A 20,267-nucleotide genomic window follows, 5' to 3' on the forward strand; every position below is an offset into this window, starting at 1 on the left:
ACAGCGGCTCTTATATCTATCTGAAGCGTTCCTTAAGCTCCTTAAGTGCTGCACCAAATCTTTCAGATGCTGCAGTAGGGTTGCCGCGAAGCAGACCCCTGTGGAATATTGACATTCCTTTTGTAATACTCTCTCTGTTAAGATTAAGTTCCTCAAGTTTTGCAGCAAGTACAGCCATCTTCTGTACTGCCTCTTCCTTTGCATCCTGTGCCGTAATCTTGGCACTGCTCTTAGCTGCATATACTTTATCAATTGCAGCTTCCTTTTTCTCAGATGCTATTCTTGCAGCCTGCGATTTCAGGAGGCTTAACTGTACCTGTATGTCATCAATCTGTGCGCGTATATCTGTCATCTTCTCAAGTGCCTTACCGACATCTACAGCCACCTTAGCAGATTCGATAGTATCAAGTACAAATAACACTCCGACAACAGCTATGACAACATAATCAACAACCGGCGGTATCTTATTAAGGACAAAATGCTCAATCGGCGGATGAAGCACATATGTCATCAGCAGTGTAAAGAAGCCCCATGCTATACTTGATGTAAGGCATATATAGCCCTTGATATTGAACCTCTGGTTACTGTAATCCCAGTAACGCATTTTGAAAAGCTTTTCCATCGCCCATCCGGTAAAGTATTCAAGTATTGTCGGTCCGATAACACCAAGACAGTACTGAAGCACATAATTACCCGGAAAAGGCAGTGTAAGAAGCAGCATAATCGTTGCGCCCGAACCATACAGCGGCAGCATAGGCATTCTTAAGAATCCCCTGTTGACCCATCGGTGTGACTTAATCGAAACATAGCATGATTCCCATACCCATCCGAGAAAACTATAAATAAAGAAAAATGTAATCCATTGATTCCAGCTGTAATAATACATCCACATTCTCCATTCCATGTTGCTATGGCAGATAATTGCCGTAGAGCTCTATATCATCGAATATAGAATCCCATTTGTTAGTTCCGCCCGAAGTTACACACACATAGTGTTTATCTCCCTTGACAGCATAGCTTACGAGGCAGTTGCCTGATTCCGTGATATATCCGGTCTTACCGGCAGTAATCGTAACGCCTTCCGCTTCAGTACCATACATTCTGCTGAACATTGTACTTGTAAGAGCTATTCCGCCCGGATGCTGCGGTGATGGTGCCGTTGTATACTGATAAGTTGAAAGCACCTTCGCACACAGTTCATTCTGCATCGCATACTCCATTATCATTCCCATCTCTACCGGTGTTGTATACTGGTCGGCATCATATAATCCTGAAGTATTGGCAAAATGAGTATTTTTAAGGCCTATCTCTGCGCATTTGGCATTCATGAGCCCGGCATATTCCTCTTCTGAGCCTGCAATCATTCTTGCAAGTGCCTGCGCAGCATCCGCTCCCGAAGGAAGGATAAGCCCATAAAGCAGATCATTAGCTGTAACCTTTTCCCCGGGATCAAATCCCGCTCTTGATGCATTCTCCCTGACAAGCGGGTCTATAAGCTCCGTCGTCATTGTAAATGTATCATTCATGTCCCTGATATTCTCAACAGCTATTATGAGCGTCATAACCTTCGTCATCGAGGCCGGATATATCTTTGCGTCATACTGTCTTCCGGCAATAATCTCATGACTGTCTATATCCACAAGCGATATATATGCACTCTTGACCTTTTCCGACGTTATATCTTTGTAATCAGCAGACTTCACCGGCTGCGGAATTGTAATCACCTGCTTAACCGGCTCCTGCGATGAAGGTTCAACATAGGCCAACGTCTGCACAACTTCATCTGCCTGATTGCTGCCGCCCTTTATATGTGATATGGCACATCCTGCCATTCTTACAATTCCCGTGATAAGCACCGCAAGAATTATAAGTGCTGCTGTTCCGTATTTTATTCTGTTTATAAGAATTTCGCGTCTCCTTGCACGTCTTTTCATCTCTCTTCTGTATGCCTGACTGCCCTGATTAGCAGTTCTATAATCTCCGGAATTGGTATTATTACCGTTATAATTCCTTCTTTTGTCCGGATTACTGCTATTTTTCAGCCTTATGTTAAGTCTGGCAAGCACTCCTGCATTCCTTCTGCGCCTGCCTCTTGTAAATCTTTTATTCCCCATGACCAATCCCCATCTTAAGCAACTTTTTCTTTGTCAAGCAGACTTACTGCTATAAACACAATTCCACATACCACAAGCATATAGAAGCCTATCTGATTAAAGAAAACCTTACCGATTGCAGGGAATAGGCTCCATGTAATGATACATGCAATTGACGCAAGTATTGTGAAGAACCCTGCTCTCTTACCGGCAAACTTAGGGAAGAGAAGGCCTCCAAGTACAATAAATGATGTTCCTATTGCAAGCGAAAGCGCCTTCTGCATAGCACCGAGAATACTTGTAAACTGTGTTGAAACAATATACGTAACAGTTCCGACAATCGCAATTATTATCTTATTAACAAGAAATGTCTTTTCTTCAAATCTCTTTCCAAACTTAGTCTTAAAGAATACATCACGGCTGCATGTAGTAGAAAGTCCGATAAGCATGCTGCATGCTGTTGACATGTCTGCCGCCCACAGACCTGCAAGCGTAAGTCCTGCAATCCCCGCAGGAAGACTCATAAGTATTACAGGAAGCGCTGTTGAAGCTGCGCCTTCAGGATAGAGTGCCTTTGAAGCCACACCAAGAAGTGCACATAAAAATCCCACCGGTATCATCATAAGCGCACCAATCTGGAAGCCTCTTACCGCATCCTTATCTGACCTGGATGTAAGTGCAATCTGTACAGCTCCCTGAACAGAATTGGTATTACCGCACATTACAACTATCCATCCGAGAATACCTGATACTCCCATACCTTCCCAAAGGCTCATGTAAGGCACGTCAGGATTAGCTGCTGCCATTGCAACTGCCGCATCCCAGCCGCCCTCATTAAATAAAACAACAAATGTTGCTACTATAACGCCTACATATATAAGCGTAATATTCATAATATTACTCACACTTACTGAGCCCATTCCACCAACAAACGCAATAAGCATGAATATAATAAAACTGAAAAGTGTTGCGGTCTTAACATCACTGAATACTCCCGGAAGGAGTGAATACAGAATGCTTCCGCCTGCCTTATACTGTAATGCAATGATTCCGCACTGGATAATAATCATGGACACAATCATTATCTTCTCTGCCGCAGTACCATACATATTCCTTGTCATCTCACTTATTGTTGTATATCCGCTCGCACGAAGCTTCTTTACAAGCACAAGACTGCACACAACTGCACCGATAGCCCACGCAAGGTCATACCATCCCGCTGACAGTCCCTTGGTAAATGCATTCTCAGCAATACCGATTGTTGACGCACCGCCGATTGCAAGTCCGGCAATCGTAACTGCCGTCAGCCACATATTATTCTTTCCCTTGTATAGCAGGAAATTCTCACCGTCCCTGCGCGCCTTTACTGACATAAAAATGCTGAGCGCAAAAAGCAGAGCTACATAAACAAGAACTATAATAAATGGAATATTAAACATCTGTAAATCCCCCGGAGTATTATTTTGTAAATTCACTGTTGATTGCATCGTACTCTTCTTTGAGCTGAGGCATAACGCTTCCGCCGTAAGGGATTACATACACGCTCTTATCTTTAAAATCTACTGTTGCAAGCAGGTCTTCTATATTATGATATGAATCAATCTTCATATCGCGCACCACGTCAGGATCCATCATGCTTAACATCTTAAGGTTACATTTGCTTATGGCTTCACATGCTGCATAGAATATATATCCGCCTATTGTAAATGCTTTTCTTAAGTCAGCATCAAGAGTTCCTCTCTTAAGCGGTTCCATCCAGTCAAAGAAATCCTTGGCTCCGCCGCCTTCCCTGCACTCTGCAAGGAATATTACCGTGCCGCCCTTCTTAACTGCCCTTGTTGCATTAAATACTGTCTTAACAGCCTGATAAAGGTTAATATCCTTAGGAAACCCTCCACAGCTTGCTATAACAACATCCGCTTCATAATCAATAGGCTTGCCATAACCTTTCTGACAGAATTCACAGCTCTTAAGCCATGCATTATGAAAATCTCCGCAGAAAAGCCCACTGTGCTTAGATGATGTATTAACTACTATATTAACACCAAATGTCGGATTAAGCAGTCTTGCCGCTTCGTCCATATCTTCATTGATAGGGTTCATTGTAATCCTGCCGCCACCTACCTTAAGGTCTGTTCTGGGTGCAGACGGGTCAAGTGCCCTCGTATGGTTCTGACGGATAGTCTGTCTTCCGCTGATTCCCGGAAGCACGCTCTTACGTCCTCCGCCGTATCCTGCCATTATATGATGTACGGTTCCGCCTATCATAATAGTCTTACGTCCGACTGCAAGCGGATTAACCCACACTTCCGTTCCTCTCGACGTTGTTCCTATATTAACAAGATCATCAGCATCACAGTCATGATTAACAACCTTAACCCTGTCATATACTTCCTTAGACGCAAGCTTACACAGCTCGTCTTCTGCTGCCGGTCTGTGTGAACCAAGTGCAACAACAACTATCATATTGTCATATGGGACACCAAGCTCATCGTGCAGATACTCAACAAGAATTGCAAGCACCTTGTCCTGTCTCATCCAGAATCTTGTAAGGTCACTTATTACAAATGTAACCTTATCATCTGCCTTAATAAGCTCTTTAAGTGGTTTTGAATCTATAACATCCTCATTAACTGCCCTGAGAAGCGCTGCCTTAAGATCTTCTATCTCAGGCATCCGGTTCTCAGTCAGATACTCTATCGACTTTGCCCCTTCTACATTAATGGTTACTTTGCCTTCACCATATTTTAACTCTACACTTTCCATCCGCATATCCTCCTTAAGCCTGCAGCTTTATATCTGCGAAGTCATATTATGTCATGTGCGGAAAGAAATCTTAATCCACTCCTTGGGCACACAAATACCTATTAATTTTAAACAATTTTCATATACAGTGCAATAGTTTTTCGCTCATTAACGCGCATTAATTCAACACTTTACGACAGCTCTCTTCCAATGTTTTAAGGAATTGTATAAGTTGTGTGAAAAAATTTTAATTTTTTTCAAAAAACCTGTTGACAAATCATTAGACCTATAGTATATTATCAAATGTGCTCAGCACGGAGCGCACAAAACAAAAACTTTATAACATGCGCGAGTGGCTCAGCGGTGGAGCACCTCCTTGCCAAGGAGGGGGTCGCGGGTTCGATTCCCGTCTCGCGCTCTTAAAAAAGGATTCTCGGTTGAGAATCCTTTTTTGTTGCAGAAATCATAATTAATTCAGAATGAATAAGTAAGGAGGTCAACGCCAAAATGAAAACTCAGGAATTTGCAGACAAGGGACTGCAGACCGTAAAAATGGCAACACTCTATGAATTAAGACTGATGCTCACAAACAGTGCAAAGGAACAGTACACCACAGAAGAGCTTGTTGAACTGTTTGACAGGATTGCGGCTGAAAAGGAATTCTAAAATTCGAGACCGTTTCAAGTTTTGTGTAAACGTTAAAAACTGATATAAGATTTGTGAATAGTTACAAATGGGCAGAGCCGATTTTCCGGATTCTGCCCATATCTGCATTATACAGTAGTTTTTTGGCATGTCAATAAAACCTGCCTAAAATTGACTGCTTTACAGGTTCCGTCCTGCCAGACGTTCTTCAAAATAAATTTCAAGCTGGGAATGGATCTGTCCCCAGTCCTGCCTGTGTCCGGTCCATTTTTTCGTGATATCCATGGTTGCCAGATACAGCATTTTCAAAAGGCTGTCATCTGACGGAAAAACGGTCTTGCTTTTGGTCACTTTCCGAAGCTGACGGTTGAATCCTTCAATGGCATTTGTGGTATAAATCAAACGTCTTACAGCTTCTGGATACTTGAAATAAGTGGACAGTGTTGCCCAGTTATCATGCCAGGATTTATAGATTTTTGGGTACTTGGAATCCCATTTATCCTTGAACAATTCTAACTCATTTAAAGCTGTTTCTTCCGTTGGAGCTGCATATACAAGCTTCAGATCAGCCATCAGTTTTTTGATGTCTTTGTATGAAACAAACTTCGTTGAATTACGAATCTGATGGATGATACACTGTTGAATCTCTGTTTTTGGATAAACAGCCTCGATTGCCTGTGGAAATCCATTTAAACCATCAACGCATGCAATCAGGATATCCTCAACGCCTCTGTTTTTTAATCCATTCATGATAGAAAGCCAGAACTTTGCACTTTCGTTTTCTCCAACATACATTCCAAGAACATCTTTTTTCCCATTCATATCGATACCAAGGGCAATGTAAACCGCACGTTTTACAATACGTCCTTCACTGCGGACGTGATAGTGGATTGCATCCATAAATACTACAGCATACACTTCTTCCAAAGGGCGTTCCTGCCATTCTTTTACAATCGGCAGGATTTTGTCTGTGATCCGGCTGATTGTGCTGTCAGAAATATCAATATCGTATAATTCACGCATGTGGGATTCAATGTCTCCAGTTGTCATTCCCTTGGCATACATGGAAAGTATTTTTTCTTCCATGTCCTGAGTTACGGTATTCTGATATTTTTTAATCAGCTGTGGTTCATAATCACCGTTACGATCCCTTGGTATAGCTACATCCATATCTCCATAACTGGTGTGCATGGTTTTGCTGGAATGTCCATTTCTACTATTGTCTGTTTCTTTGTTCCGATAGTCATACTTGGAATATCCTAATTCTTCATCTAGTTCTTCATCCAAAGCACCTTCCAAAATGACAGACATCATGTCACGCATGATGCTGTTAACATCAGTGCCATCTTTGATGCTGATATCATTATTTTTCAGATAGTCACGCATCATTTCTCTCATTGCTGCTTTTTGTGGGCTGTCTTTTCTTCTTGCCATAAAAATAACCTCCAAACTGAGTAATTTTATCTTACATCAGTTTGGAGGTTTACACAAACTTTGGGATACTCCCTAAAATTCTGATAAGCCGTTACAGACAAGCATCTGCAGCAACTTCAAAAGGATTTCTTTTATTTCTTGCAATCTCTTCCAAATACATTACTATCGCTGTCTCCATGCCAATTCCAATTTCATCCAAAATGCTCTGTACTTCGTTCAAAAGTTCAGAATCCAAAGTTACAGTTATGGTGGTATCATGAGTGTATGAGTCAGGCATTGGGGCTCCTTTCTGATGGTATCAGGATATTATATTTATAATATCTTATTTCACGCTTTCATTTTATATCTATTATATATAGATTACATATACAATGGTATGGCAATTTAAGATTCAAAATTTTTTATTATAATAATCTTCTGTCAATCATACCTTAAAGTTTATATTCAATTTTTTGATATTTATATTTTAATATGTATTTATTAATTCGTAAGCCTCGATAAATACTTGCAAAAAGCCGTAAGCTATTTACATCACAACATGTATCTATTAATTCCTTGAAGTTGCACTCCCTGCCGGTCTTGCAATATTATTTACATTCCAACATGTATCTATTAATTCCTGCATCTGTACGGTAAGGACTGCTGATTTTAAATCATTTACATTCCAACATGTATCTATTAATTCCTAAAGGGTATAGTCGAGGCTATGCCCTTTTTTTATATTTACATCCCAACATGTATCTATTAATTCCGCCTCTCCTGTAGGATTGACATCCTTATCATGCAGATTTACATCCCAACATGTATCTATTAATTCGATAAAGGGTATTAAAGCGTCTATGCAAGAAAATCATTTACATCCCAACATGTATCTATTAATTCACACCAAGAGCGTGTGCTATTGTTGCTGCAACGCTATTTACATCCCAACATGTATCTATTAATTCTTGTGAGCATAAGCACAAAAATTACATATCAGCAATTTACATCCCAACATGTATCTATTAATTCTTATTGCGTTGCTAATGTGGTTACTGATTACAACGACATTTACATCCCAACATGTATCTATTAATTCACATGCTCCGGCACAGTTTAACAAATTATTATCATTATTTACATCCCAACATGTATCTATTAATTCTAATTACAAAATCAAGAAAGTCGGGTATTGATTAATTTACATCCCAACATGTATCTATTAATTCCCGCTTTCAAGTGCCGCTTGTGCTATACAGACGGACATTTACATTCCAACATGTATCTATTAATTCTATGTTGAAAAAAGATAATAACAAGTATGTCACATATTTACATTCCAACATGTATCTATTAATTCTATGGCTCAAGGTTATTTAACGACATATCTTAAAAAATTTACATTCCAACATGTATCTATTAATTCATATCCTGCCGCTTCAAGTCTTGACAGTACATATTCATTTACATTCCAACATGTATCTATTAATTCGGCATTCGGATTTTAATAAACAGTACCTATCAATTGATTTACATTCCAACATGTATCTATTAATTCCCGCTTGGCGTGGTGCTCTTTTTTTCGTATGCACATTTACATTCCAACATGTATCTATTAATTCCAAGTATGAGGTGAACAGATACGCACTGACAGTGCATTTACATTCCAACATGTATCTATTAATTCCTGCTGCCGCCTGTACCTTTATATCAGCAAGAAAATCATTTACATTCCAACATGTATCTATTAATTCTCTTATGATGTTGTTAAAGCTGTATGTAAGTTTTTATTTACATTCCAACATGTATCTATTAATTCCCTTATTTTGCTGATTATTATTAAGTTGATTATTTTCATTTACATTCCAACATGTATCTATTAATTCCAGGAGTAAGCCCTCTCACTAACAGGATATATTAATTTACATTCCAACATGTATCTATTAATTCCTATGTAATCCGATGCTATACAACGCACGTCTGAATTTACATTCCAACATGTATCTATTAATTCAATCAGCAACACAGGAGAAATCCTATTACTTGATTATTTACATTCCAACATGTATCTATTAATTCGCATTAGCATTAGTTTCTGAAAGTTCTGCCGCTGATATTTACATTCCAACATGTATCTATTAATTCATATACAGATAACAGATGTCTATATACTGTATGGATATTTACATTCCAACATGTATCTATTAATTCTAATCTCTATCCATATCCCTCATATGCTCTGCTTCATTTACATTCCAACATGTATCTATTAATTCATTTATTCAGAAATAGCTGCGTGCTTTCGTCTGATATTTACATTCCAACATGTATCTATTAATTCTAATTCAAGCGCTTCCCTTGCCTGTTCCGCACGTTCATTTACATTCCAACATGTATCTATTAATTCAGAAAAGCAATGAAGGAGGGGGATGAGCTGTTCACATTTACATTCCAACATGTATCTATTAATTCGATGCTGACAAGATATCCATACTGTCTGAAGAACTATTTACATTCCAACATGTATCTATTAATTCAATGTAACTATTAATTACCGCTGTGTATTCATGCTCATTTACATTCCAACATGTATCTATTAATTCACGTGCACCGCTGACTGTAATACGATAGTCAGAAGAAATTTACATTCCAACATGTATCTATTAATTCGCTAGTTGTAACAGGTTATAGCGGTCTGCTTGCTTATTTACATTCCAACATGTATCTATTAATTCTATTCATGCGTGTTGTAACCGTAACGAAGTGGGTAAATTTACATTCCAACATGTATCTATTAATTCTGTTACCGACCTTATTGCGTATATAGAAATAATAATTTACATTCCAACATGTATCTATTAATTCCGGGAATCGAACCCGCCACGCAAGGCAAAAATGAAGATTTACATTCCAACATGTATCTATTAATTCGTGGAGACAGTAACAGACCTGTAGGTGATTACTACATTTACATTCCAACATGTATCTATTAATTCCCCTGGAATTATCAGCGCTAGTCTTCCCTTGTATGATGGTAAAAGATTGCAGTAATTACTGCCTTAAAATCTTCTATATCAACATCATATCCGGCCATATCCTCTTTAAATCTGTCAAACGTAATTGAAAGAGCACTCAGATAACCATGCGGAATCTCTTCTACAGATATTCTGTCAACCTCGTCATTTACCTTAGATTGGAAAACCTCATTCAGCTTTCCTATATCATGAAGTCCGCAAGCCTCAAGAACCAGCTTCTTTTCCTTATCTGTAAAATATCCGCCATATATTTCAAAGAATCTGCCGGCGCAGGCAACAATATCATCCAGATGCTGTCTGAGCGTGACATGTACATCTTTTTTGTCATTGTTCAAATCTTTTATTGCCTTATGTACTTCATGTTTTTCACTTTCTGTAAGAAGCTCCGGCATGTTTTCCACAATCTTTTGCATATACGCAGCACTTTTAGCTCTTTTTTCTTCCTGTAACTTTAACACTGCTGACTTTGCATAATACTCCACTATAAGCCCCTCTCATTACTAATTATTGTCCCTGATTATTGTTCCAATATGTAACTATTATATTTATTATATTATTTATGCGAACACTACCGCATCCTGATATTCCGTATCATCAACATAGGCTGTATCAAGCACATTGCCTGCCGGATAATAGTACGCTCTCACCCGTCCGCCTTCACTCTCAGGCTTCCATCTTCTCAAGCCCTGTTTTGTTATTTCGTATTCTTTATTCAATGTATAAACCGTTGCATTAATATTCTCATAGCCCTGTTTTCTCATATAAGATACAGGTACGTATATATTATGCTTCGTTTCTACATCGTTTTCTTCGCAAAGACTGACTATATCAACGCTTCTGATATCTATAATATCCTCATATCTGCCAAGTGAAAGATACATTAACGGATTACTCAGACCATTGTAAATAACGTCCATGTCCTCTTCTCTTTCAGGTAATATATGAATAATCATATTGTTCTCACAGACAAGCTCCGCATTGGCAACACCTTTATATATTCCGTAATTTTCTCCATCCTTAAGACATATCTGATGTCTGCCCTCTTCATACTTTGCTCCTGCCGAAAACGAATACCGCGTGTATACTTCAGAAATTGTGCCTCTGTTAGTCCCCTGTATACTGAGCTTCATTCTATGCAGTTCTTTAAAGCCGCATGCAGCATGTATCATTCCGCTCACCGTAGAATATGGCGGAAGCGGATATGTCTCTTTAATGATAAAGCTGCTCGGTTTTCTGTAGTTCGCAAGATTCTGATAACACTGAAGTCTAATTGCTTTCACCATAATATGTATCCACTTTCTCCTTGAGCTGTCTGAACGCCTCTGCTACTGTTACTGCTCCAAGCTTGTCCTTGATTTCCTTATCATTATCAAATATCTCTGAAATGACACCGGCTACTGTTGAACTCTTAATATCTTCATCTGCATCCATTATCTCCAACAGTGTTGCAACATTTATATTATTTTTAGATATGCTTACACGATTTTCAAAAAATGGATTCTTCCTTGAATAATTACCGCCAATCACAAATAATGGTGCAAGATTCTCCCTTCTTCCCTTTATATCACGATAAAGGTATTGAACTGCATCAAGCAGACCATTCACCCTCTTTGCCTTCTCTGCCTGCGATATCTCAATATCTCCGTCAACACCTACTCTGTCCAGGTCTATTGATATTGTATATGTATAAAGTGAACGGTGAATCTCACTCTGTGCTATTGCATTACCAAAATTCTGACGTTTTGCCAGCCCCATATTAGTAAGGAATTCAAGCTCCCCCTGATACGGTTCAAGCGATATTGCATTGCTGAGTCTGGCCACAGCACTTCTTGTAGATGCGCCACCTTTGCCGGAATCATCCTTAGATGTTGTCTTCATATAGCCAAACAGATCTATCTCAGGATAATCCTCAATCGTTGCTGATGGAGCAAACTGTACAACGCCGCTCTTTTCATCAACAGGTGTATTATCCCACTCTAACTGCTGCATTAAGTTATATCTCATTGCCTGCCTTGATATATATGAATACTGCTGGTGGTCACCTCTCGTCATCTTCTTAAGTGTTGTTACATTACCAAATCCCTCTCCATAGTTGGCTCCCTCTGCAAGGAATACCATTGTTACGGTTAAACCATTTTTTCTCATCTATGCTTCCTCCTTATTCTCTTCCTTATTATCATTATTCTTTTTATTCATGTTACAGCCCTTAAGTCCCAGAACAAACGCATATCCATATTCCTCAAATGCATCCTGACTATTGATAATTCTCACAAAACCACTTGGAATCATAAGCCTGCCCGCCTGCTCAGCATTACTTGAAACCTTACATGTGCTGTAAAGTCTCATTACAATATCAAGAAAGCGTCCTGCGTTCTTTGTTGAAAGCGCATTCATAAGCTGATACAGTGTACCCCTGAGACATTCGTCATCCTTCGCACCTTTTTCTGCCAGCAACGCTGCTCTCAATGCAAAGCCGCTGTTCATCACTGCTACCCTGTTCATCTCCACATTACCTCCATTTTCCTTATTGCCTGTCACAATATTACTCCACAGCATCACCATATATACCCAGAATGCGCTTGATATACATCCCGGATTATCAAATGTAGTTTTAAGTATCTTATCAAGAAGTGCTGTCTGGCTTTTGTACTTAATAACATTCATAATCACACTCTCATGTATATTAATATATTCCGCACCTATCTTCACATACGGATGTCTGCCAAAATACTCCAATGCCGACTGTACTCTTTTCTCTCTGAAAATCCTAAGCGCATCAGTACTTATAACCGCAAAGTTATATTTGTCATCTGCCTGTGTTCCCCTGATTATAACCTGCACGCCTGATAATTCTTTGAGTTTACAGTCAAGCAGACGTTTGAGCATACGTGCAAACCATTGTGTATATCTCTCGTCCTCACTCTTATCTGATTCCGTCTCGTTCCGTCTCTCCTTATCGTTAGCGGTAAGCAGCCCTTTTATTGAATCGTTAGTATTTATAAATGCAAATCTGTTTCCCAGCAAAGTAAATCCAAGCGGACTCAGCGCATATACAAATGCACATGCCGGGCAGAGGAACGCATCAACTTTGCAATTCCAGAATGCTGATTTTTTTCTTGCAAGGTCATCAGCCATATCTTTCATAAATGCTATTGACACTTTTTCTTTGTTCCCCATAGGTCTTGCACAGTCAATGCACATATCCTTATCCTTGTCATGTGATGCTGCGATATACTCCTTAAACGGCTTTACAAAATCCTGATCAAAGAGTTCCCTCATATCTTTCTTTGCGTTGGCCCTTAACAGAAAGCACTTTCCATCCCAAAAGCGGTTTATATAATTATAAACAACGCTCTTCATTACAAATGTTTCCCTGCATATTGGCTGATTAAGAAATGTTCTAAGTTCTTCCAGCCTTTCTTTAAGCTCTCCTTCTTCCATTCTTGAGTTAAGCTTGTTATTCTGAAGTATAATATAGGTCTCTGCACTGTCAACCCTGTCTCTTATGTTGTCAAAACCTGATTTGTAACTGTTTGAAAGCAGTTTATCGTTAATATACTTAAGGTTATCTCTGTCATTTGAATCTGCTTTCCATTCTCCGGCAATGATTTTATGCAGAATAGCTTCAATTCTGTCTAAAACACCTCTGTACACGGTTGAGCTCTCATAATATTCCACACATGCACCAAAAAACAGTCCTGTCCAATCCGCCTGCATTGCGTAGTCTACATCCAGCCACAACCCGTATTCATATTCCGCAATATCTTCTAACACAGTCCCCTGTTCTTTAATGCCATAGTCTATGTTCTCCCTCGCACCGGACATCTTAAGCATATATTCCATTCCTGAAATACCTGCATTCTTAAGAAAATCTCCCGGAGTTATAAGATATTTACCCAATACACTCCCTCCTTTCAAAACTGAATCCAAATACTACATTATAATTTCCCACTTGCCATGCCCCTCGCTTCGTCTGACGCCGGAACCTGCCTGATACATAACATTCAGCAATTCAGGGCATCCACATATTTTGTAAATTCCAATGTTACCGTCAACCTTTCTTCCGAAGCAGTTAGTAACAACTTTCCTGCCTTTGATTGGAATAACCTGAAAGCCTTCCGTGGAAATATTGATATTCAGTTTATCTAAAAATGTCTGGGCATTCTCTCTCAATACATCCGAAAATTCCGTATTGTCATATGTGTAATATGTATCCTTATTATCCTCTGCATTATGTCTCCTCGCAATCAGCGGACTCTGCATTCTTACAACAATCTCACTGTCCTCTATCTCCTTGCGGTTCTGTGTACGGATTGACACAAGCTTCATGGAATTATTATTCATCGGATACGTTTTGAACCTGAACAGATTAAATGCATTAAACCAATGCACCATCTGCCCCATATCTGCATCTGAAAAAAACATTCTGAATCTATTCTCGGATAATTCTACTGTTTCTTTCATAAATCTTGCCCCCGGCAGATACATGCTGTAAGTATATGTCTTTATAACCGACTTACTCTTATCATACAGCCTTTCAAACATATCCTCTGAATAATTCCTGCTCGCTCCTTTAAGGAAGCTGACCATAAGTCTGTCAAATTCCAATGGCATCTGCGGTTTTTCAAGTTGAAACTCAAGGATAAATTGAAGCATCTATCAGCACCTCCTTTCTTAATTACTTTGCAGGAGCCCATTAAAATATATGTCATTATGGCATATACTTATTTTTGACTTCCTGCTAATGTGATATTAACGCAAGCGTTTAGATATGTCAATATAAAATCATCAATTAGGTAAAATTTTTTCCTCTTGTTTTTTTTAAAATTATATTTTAAACTCTTTAAGTAATTAGCTGCATATTGGGATGTAAAGAATTGCTGATTTTATAAAGCACTAAATAATAGCTACATTTTGGATTTTATCACAACCACATGTCCCATATTCAGTACACCAATATTAGATTTCAAAAAAATATCACCAACATCCCAATTATTCAATCAGGATGCTGGTGATATTTTTGCATATCCGGCAGTGAGTTTCTCTTATATAAACCCCTTTATCTTCAGATATTCCTTAATCAGCTTCACGCTGTCATCAATGCCAACGCGTGCGCTGTTTATGGTCATATCGTAGTTAACCGGGTTGGTCCAGTAGTTGCCGTGAGTATAGTATTCGTAGTAGTCTGCCCTGAACTTATCCGTGTTCTTAATGGTGGCGGCTGCGACTTCCTCTGTTACGCCCATGTGCTCAATAGTGCGCTCAACGCAGAAGCTGCGGGGTGCTTCAACATATATGCTGACCACGTTGGTGCGTCCGCGTAATATGTAGTCGGCACATTTTCCAACTATACAGCATGACTCGGTATCCGCAAGATTTTCTATAATCTTTTTCTGGTATTCAAAGAGCGTATCATCCGATACGAATTTCTCATTTCTTGTAATATAACCGCGGGCTTTGGGAAGTCCTCTCAAGAAATTCGAGAAGCCGCCATTGGTGCGCACCTTTTCATCAACAGCCTTAAATACCTCCTCATCAAGACCACTGAGCTGCGATGCGAGTGTAAGGATTCTGTTCTCGTAGCAGTTGATACCAAGCTCATGTGCAAGCTTGGAGGCTATCTCCTTGCCACCGCTTCCGAAGCCTCTTGCAAATGTAACAACAAAATTATTATCCATAGCTATCTCTCTCCTTCCTATCCGCACTATCCTGCAATGTATCTGCTCAGGAACTCACGTGACCTTGGATTCTTTGGATTTGTAAAGAATTCGGCAGGCGTTGTATCCTCTGCTATGTAACCCTGATCCATGAATATGATTCTTGATGAGACATCACGCGCAAATCCCATCTCATGGGTTACAATTAACATTGTAAGTCCGCTCTGTGCAAGCTCCTGCATTACACCGAGCACTTCACCGACCATCTCAGGGTCAAGCGCCGATGTCGGCTCATCGAACAGTAACACCTCAGGATTCATGCAGAGACCTCTTGCAATTGCAACCCTCTGCTTCTGTCCGCCTGACAGATGCGCCGGAAGTGCATTTATATATGGTGCCATTCCTACTTTCTTAAGATGTGTGATTGCGCGCTCCCTTGCCTCCTCCTTCGGAAGGTGGAGAACCTTGCGTGTGCCTGCCATACAGTTTTCAAGTACTGTCATGTTATTGAAGAGATTAAATGACTGGAATACCATTCCCACTTTTGAACGGTACTCGTTTACCTCCTTCTGGGAATCCTTAATCTCATTGCCATGATAGAAAATCTGTCCGCTCGACTGGTGCTCCAGCCTGTTGACGCACCTGAGGAGCGTTGATTTGCCTGAACCTGATGAACCCAGAATACTTATCACATCACCTTTATTAACTCCAAAGCTTATGCTTCTTAATACCTCATGGTCACCGAATGACTTGCTCAGGTCCTTAATTTCAATAATCTTTTCTTCGCTCATATATGCCTCCGTTTCTGCTGTCCGTCATTCCTGCTATTATCCCTACTGTCCGTCATCTATGTACCCAACCGCAAGCACGTAATCCTTCTTGGCTGCCAGCTTTTTCTCAAGTATGAGGAACAGTCTGTTGAAGATAAAGCAAAGTACGAAAAATATTACTGCAATCAGCAGGTATGCTTCAAAATATCTGTAATAGATTGCGCCGGTTGTTTTTGCCACAAGGAACAGCTCCGATACACCGATTACGTTAAGTACTGATGTCATCTTAAGGTTAGTAAGGAACATATTGGCCATTTCAGGAATAATATTTCTGAAAGCCTGTGGAATAATAACCACAACCATTGCCTTAAGCGGTGACATTCCGAGTGCAAGTGCTCCTTCACGCTGCCCGACATCGATTGACTTGATGCCGGCCCTTACAGTCTCTGCCATATATGCGCCTGTATTTAAAAATGTTACAAGAATACCGGCAGGTATCGGCGAGATTGAGCCTCCCGCCAGCCTGATTCCGTAGTAGATTACCATTGCCTGTACAATCATTGGTGTGTCTCTGAACACTTCAACATATACTGCAAAAATTATTTTCACAAGCTTTATAATAATCTTCTTAAAAATATTGTCTTCCCTGTTAATCTGTACATCCTCTATGACACCAATCAGAAATCCGAGCAAGAATCCTATTATCGTTCCTATTATGGCAACATAAAGTGTAATCCACGTTCCCGATAAGAACATGTTAAAATATTTTTTTGCCAGAAACGCTACCCACTCATAGGATGCGACCGGTTCTTCTATAGATAATAATGCAATCATATCTCTTACCTCCTGTTATCCCAATTGCTGCCCCGCAATGCCTAGTTGCTTGATGGCATAAGCTTTATTGCCTTGTCCATGAGCTTATCCATTTCATCCTTGTTATTCCAGTTAAGGTCCTTCATTGCCTGGTTAAGTGTATCCTTAAGTGCTGTATCTGACTTTCTTGTTGCGATACATACATTCTGTGAACCTGTATCATTTACAAGACCGTCACTTGAATCAAGCTGCAGGATTACAAGGTCAGGATTAGTAAGCTGTGCTGAGATTGCTGTCGGAAGATCGACCATACATACATCAGCGACACCATTTGTTATAGCCATAAATGCTTCTGCACATGTCTCATAATTGGCACCAATCTTAGCATCCGGAATCTGTCCCATCATATCTACCCAGCATGTACCAATCTGTGTTGTCGTTGTTACGCCCTTGCCCTTAAAGTCTGAAAGCTTTGTATAATTCTCATAAGCTGAGCCCTTCTTTACCACAAGGCAGTCAGATCTGTAATAATAAACATCTGTAAATGCATATGTAGCTTCTCTTGCCTTTGTCTTGCCCATACCGGCTATAATACAGTCATAATCACCTGCATCCATGCTGAGTCCGATTGAATTCCACTCAACCTTATGAATCTCAAGATCCATATCAAGCTTATCAGCAAGCATCCTGGCTACCATTACGTCATAGCCGTATGCGTAATAATTCGTTCCGTATATCGGAACTGCCTGTGAACCGTCTGACATAGTTGCTGATTCCTGAGTCCAGTTAAATGGAGCATACGCACATTCCATACCAACTCTCAATACCTTTTTGCCGCTTGCATTAGTCGGCGTCTCATTACCCGACTTGCTTCCGCATCCTGTGAAGCAGGATACAACCATCACACATAACATTATAATCGCAAAAATTTTCTTCTTCATAAGCCCTACTCTCCTTTTCTTATACATGTCCATTATTTTGCACCTAATAAAAAAAAGACATCTGCCAGCTGTCTCCAGCTTTTCAGACGCCTTTGTCCAAAAAATAAAGGCACTACCTACTTTTCCAAGTAAATAGCGCCTTTGCTTTTGCTTAGTGGTAATATATCACCTGTCTATTATTTTGAATTGGAAAAAATAGAAGTAATTGTAAAAATTTAAACATATTACTATTACATTTATACATTTATACTATCAGCCTGTCGCCAAACGCATTAACAAAGCCAATCGGCGTGTATGTCGTAAATTTCTTAAAATCATTAATCAGATGCGACTGGTCATAATATCCAAGTTCTTCATATATTGCATCGTAATCAATGTCATCATTCTGCAGCAGCCTTATTGCCTTCTGCATGCGTGCAATGCTCGCAAACTTTTTAATCGTCATTCCCATGGACTGTTTGAACACCATGTCACAATATCTGTGCGTATATCCAAGTTCTGCCGCAAGCCCGGCAATATCAACATTGCCGCTTGACCTCACGACTTCATCAATAATCCAGCGTGTTATGTCATGAACCGGTGCCATGTTCTCCTTCGGAAATGCATCCGCAAAGAAAGCCACCTTTTCATCAACCGTCGCAGCCTCACTCATCAGATACTTAAGCTGCCTTACGTCAAACATCTGCGTAATGTCACGATTGCCGGATATGACCTCATTGATGTCACTCTTAATCGATGCCGGTATCACGCCGGGTCTGAATCTTACTGCAATAAGCTTCTCATATCCTGATGCCTGCGCGCGCCTTGCATTCACCGCGCTTCCGGCGAACTGCACAATCACCCCGCCATTCTTCTGACAGCACTGCGCATCAAGGCAGGCATCAGGAATAACCATTATCTCCTCAAGCCTAGGATTATCAATCTCATAATATTGAAAAAACACATCACTCTCAAGACTTCGCTCATAATAGCTTACGCCTTTGTCCATGCAGAAGGTTATTGGGTTCATTATTGCCTGATTCATTGGCGTGGCTCCTCATCAAAAACTTTTTTAAAAGACTTTTCTACTCTTCAAATATCCTCAATCTTTTAGCAATCTCCTCAGGCTCCGGCAACATTTCTTTCATATCTTCCGGTAAAGTATTCCTTAACTTGTATGTTGCTACTCCAATCGGAGAATTACTATTCTTCAATGCATATTCCACATAAGTTTTATCCTTGCTTTTGCAAATAATAATTCCTATTGATGGATTCTCCTCCGGCAATTTCACCTGCTCATCCAATGCAGACAAATACAGTTGCATCTTACCAGCATATTCAGCTTCAAATTCACCAATTTTTAGTTCTATTGCTATCAGACTTCTTAATCTTCTGTGAAACAACAATAAATCAATATATAAATCCCTATTTCCTGCCATCAAATGATATTGATTTCCTATATACGTATAATCTCCACCCATTTCTATCAAAAAGGCTCTTATATTATTTACCAACTGCATTTCTAATTCATGTTCAGAATATTCAGGTGACAACTCTGCAAAATCAAATGTATATTCATCTTTTACCGCAAGTTTAGCCTGTACTCTTTGTTCAACAGGAAGTACCAAATCAAAATTTGTCTGATTCAGTAAATATTTTTCATAGGTCTGCGCCTCAACAAAATTAGTTAAAACTCTTTTAGTCCAACCATACCTTTTCGTCATTTGAATATAAAATTCTCGTTGCAAGTCATCCTTGCATTTTTCCATGATGATAATATTATTACTCCAACTAATTTCTCGCACCAATGGTGCGAGTTTTATAATTGAATTTATTTTAAATAACCTCTGACAAATTTACTATCTTCCGTTATTATTCTTCCTCATCCTCAATCCCGCGCATCAGAAAATCATTCCACCTCGCATTAACCGCCTCCAGCTCTTTCTTCTCCATAATGCGGTTTCTGTCGCTGAGTATCGATATCATCTCATCTGCAATCTCCTCTACCGGCGGATGCTCATAATGATACAGATATCCTATCATCCTCTGCGCCGTAAAGTCCGTATTAAGATTCTTTGTCACAAGGTCGCAGAATTCCTCGCGGTACCCGCGCTGCAGCATAAGATTATACAATTCAACACTTTTTGGTGATTTTGGTTTCATGGTGCTACTTCCT

Annotated in this window: 19 protein-coding genes, 1 tRNA gene and 1 CRISPR repeat array; of the genes, 2 read left to right on the forward strand and 18 right to left on the reverse strand. The window is 39.7% G+C overall.

Annotation, left to right across the window (positions count from 1 at the left end):
* Positions 1 to 16 precede the first annotated feature (16 nt).
* Genes NQ488_11020 through larA form a run of 4 tightly spaced genes read right to left on the reverse strand, consistent with a single transcriptional unit; the run spans position 17 to position 4,859 of the window.
* Positions 17 to 886, reverse strand: a complete 870-nt coding sequence (locus NQ488_11020; GenBank protein ID UWN95100.1) for a hypothetical protein — start codon at positions 884 to 886, stop codon at positions 17 to 19.
* A 22-nt stretch (positions 887 to 908) separates the two neighbouring features.
* The gene (locus NQ488_11025; GenBank protein UWN95101.1) at positions 909 to 2,114 is read right to left on the reverse strand and encodes a serine hydrolase; all 1,206 of its coding nucleotides are present in this window, start codon (positions 2,112 to 2,114) and stop codon (positions 909 to 911) included.
* A gap of 14 nt (positions 2,115 to 2,128) precedes the next feature.
* Positions 2,129 to 3,532, reverse strand: coding sequence for a sodium:solute symporter family protein (locus tag NQ488_11030; protein UWN95102.1), 1,404 nt, complete (start codon positions 3,530 to 3,532; stop codon positions 2,129 to 2,131).
* A gap of 19 nt (positions 3,533 to 3,551) precedes the next feature.
* The gene (larA, locus tag NQ488_11035; protein ID UWN95103.1) at positions 3,552 to 4,859 is read right to left on the reverse strand and encodes a nickel-dependent lactate racemase; all 1,308 of its coding nucleotides are present in this window, start codon (positions 4,857 to 4,859) and stop codon (positions 3,552 to 3,554) included.
* A 325-nt stretch (positions 4,860 to 5,184) separates the two neighbouring features.
* Here larA and NQ488_11040 point away from each other — a divergent pair.
* Both NQ488_11040 and NQ488_11045 read left to right on the forward strand, forming a co-directional pair.
* A tRNA-Gly gene (locus NQ488_11040) sits at positions 5,185 to 5,256 on the forward strand.
* Positions 5,257 to 5,345: 89 nt separating this feature from the next.
* Positions 5,346 to 5,504, forward strand: a complete 159-nt coding sequence (locus NQ488_11045; GenBank protein UWN95104.1) for a hypothetical protein — start codon at positions 5,346 to 5,348, stop codon at positions 5,502 to 5,504.
* A 159-nt stretch (positions 5,505 to 5,663) separates the two neighbouring features.
* Here NQ488_11045 and NQ488_11050 read toward each other — a convergent pair whose 3' ends face one another.
* The 14 genes from NQ488_11050 to NQ488_11115 form a co-directional block, all read right to left on the reverse strand.
* Positions 5,664 to 6,881 carry an IS256 family transposase gene (locus NQ488_11050; protein UWN97152.1) on the reverse strand — a complete coding sequence of 406 codons (1,218 nt, stop codon included), beginning with the start codon at positions 6,879 to 6,881 and terminating at the stop codon, positions 5,664 to 5,666.
* A gap of 127 nt (positions 6,882 to 7,008) precedes the next feature.
* Complete coding sequence (locus NQ488_11055) at positions 7,009 to 7,194, reverse strand: type II toxin-antitoxin system RelB/DinJ family antitoxin (GenBank protein UWN95105.1); 186 nt, start codon at positions 7,192 to 7,194, stop codon at positions 7,009 to 7,011.
* Positions 7,195 to 7,374: 180 nt separating this feature from the next.
* Positions 7,375 to 9,892: direct repeats of the CRISPR family, unit length 30 nt; unit sequence ATTTACATTCCAACATGTATCTATTAATTC.
* A 17-nt stretch (positions 9,893 to 9,909) separates the two neighbouring features.
* A complete protein-coding gene (locus NQ488_11060) occupies positions 9,910 to 10,413 on the reverse strand; it encodes a CRISPR-associated endonuclease Cas3'' (GenBank protein ID UWN95106.1) in 504 nt (167 codons plus the stop codon).
* A 75-nt stretch (positions 10,414 to 10,488) separates the two neighbouring features.
* Complete coding sequence (gene cas5 / locus NQ488_11065) at positions 10,489 to 11,214, reverse strand: CRISPR-associated protein Cas5 (protein UWN95107.1); 726 nt, start codon at positions 11,212 to 11,214, stop codon at positions 10,489 to 10,491.
* Positions 11,198 to 12,076: a type I-B CRISPR-associated protein Cas7/Cst2/DevR gene (gene cas7i / locus NQ488_11070; protein UWN95108.1), complete on the reverse strand. Its 879-nt coding sequence runs from the start codon at positions 12,074 to 12,076 to the stop codon at positions 11,198 to 11,200. Before cas7i ends, cas5 begins: the two co-directional genes overlap by 17 nt.
* Entirely contained in the window at positions 12,077 to 13,831 is a 1,755-nt protein-coding gene (locus NQ488_11075) for a type I-B CRISPR-associated protein Cas8b1/Cst1 (protein UWN95109.1), read from the reverse strand.
* Positions 13,832 to 13,864: 33 nt separating this feature from the next.
* Positions 13,865 to 14,587 (reverse strand): CRISPR-associated endoribonuclease Cas6, encoded by a 723-nt coding sequence (gene cas6, locus NQ488_11080; protein ID UWN95110.1) that lies wholly within the window; start codon positions 14,585 to 14,587, stop codon positions 13,865 to 13,867.
* Positions 14,588 to 14,976: 389 nt separating this feature from the next.
* On the reverse strand, positions 14,977 to 15,609 hold the full coding sequence (locus NQ488_11085; GenBank protein UWN95111.1) for a cytidylate kinase-like family protein: 633 nt from the start codon (positions 15,607 to 15,609) through the stop codon (positions 14,977 to 14,979).
* Positions 15,610 to 15,635: 26 nt separating this feature from the next.
* Positions 15,636 to 16,379, reverse strand: coding sequence for an amino acid ABC transporter ATP-binding protein (locus NQ488_11090; protein ID UWN95112.1), 744 nt, complete (start codon positions 16,377 to 16,379; stop codon positions 15,636 to 15,638).
* A gap of 42 nt (positions 16,380 to 16,421) precedes the next feature.
* Complete coding sequence (locus NQ488_11095) at positions 16,422 to 17,192, reverse strand: amino acid ABC transporter permease (GenBank protein ID UWN95113.1); 771 nt, start codon at positions 17,190 to 17,192, stop codon at positions 16,422 to 16,424.
* 41 nt (positions 17,193 to 17,233) lie between these two features.
* Positions 17,234 to 18,112 (reverse strand): transporter substrate-binding domain-containing protein, encoded by an 879-nt coding sequence (locus tag NQ488_11100; protein UWN95114.1) that lies wholly within the window; start codon positions 18,110 to 18,112, stop codon positions 17,234 to 17,236.
* Between the two features lie 244 nt (positions 18,113 to 18,356).
* Positions 18,357 to 19,136 (reverse strand): AraC family transcriptional regulator, encoded by a 780-nt coding sequence (locus NQ488_11105; protein UWN95115.1) that lies wholly within the window; start codon positions 19,134 to 19,136, stop codon positions 18,357 to 18,359.
* 40 nt (positions 19,137 to 19,176) lie between these two features.
* Positions 19,177 to 19,860 carry a PDDEXK nuclease domain-containing protein gene (locus NQ488_11110; GenBank protein UWN95116.1) on the reverse strand — a complete coding sequence of 228 codons (684 nt, stop codon included), beginning with the start codon at positions 19,858 to 19,860 and terminating at the stop codon, positions 19,177 to 19,179.
* 103 nt (positions 19,861 to 19,963) lie between these two features.
* Positions 19,964 to 20,254 (reverse strand): hypothetical protein, encoded by a 291-nt coding sequence (locus NQ488_11115; GenBank protein ID UWN95117.1) that lies wholly within the window; start codon positions 20,252 to 20,254, stop codon positions 19,964 to 19,966.
* Between the last annotated feature and the right edge of the window lie 13 nt (positions 20,255 to 20,267).

Source organism: [Bacteroides] pectinophilus (assembly GCA_025146925.1).
GTDB lineage: Bacteria > Bacillota > Clostridia > Lachnospirales > Lachnospiraceae > Bacteroides_F > Bacteroides_F pectinophilus.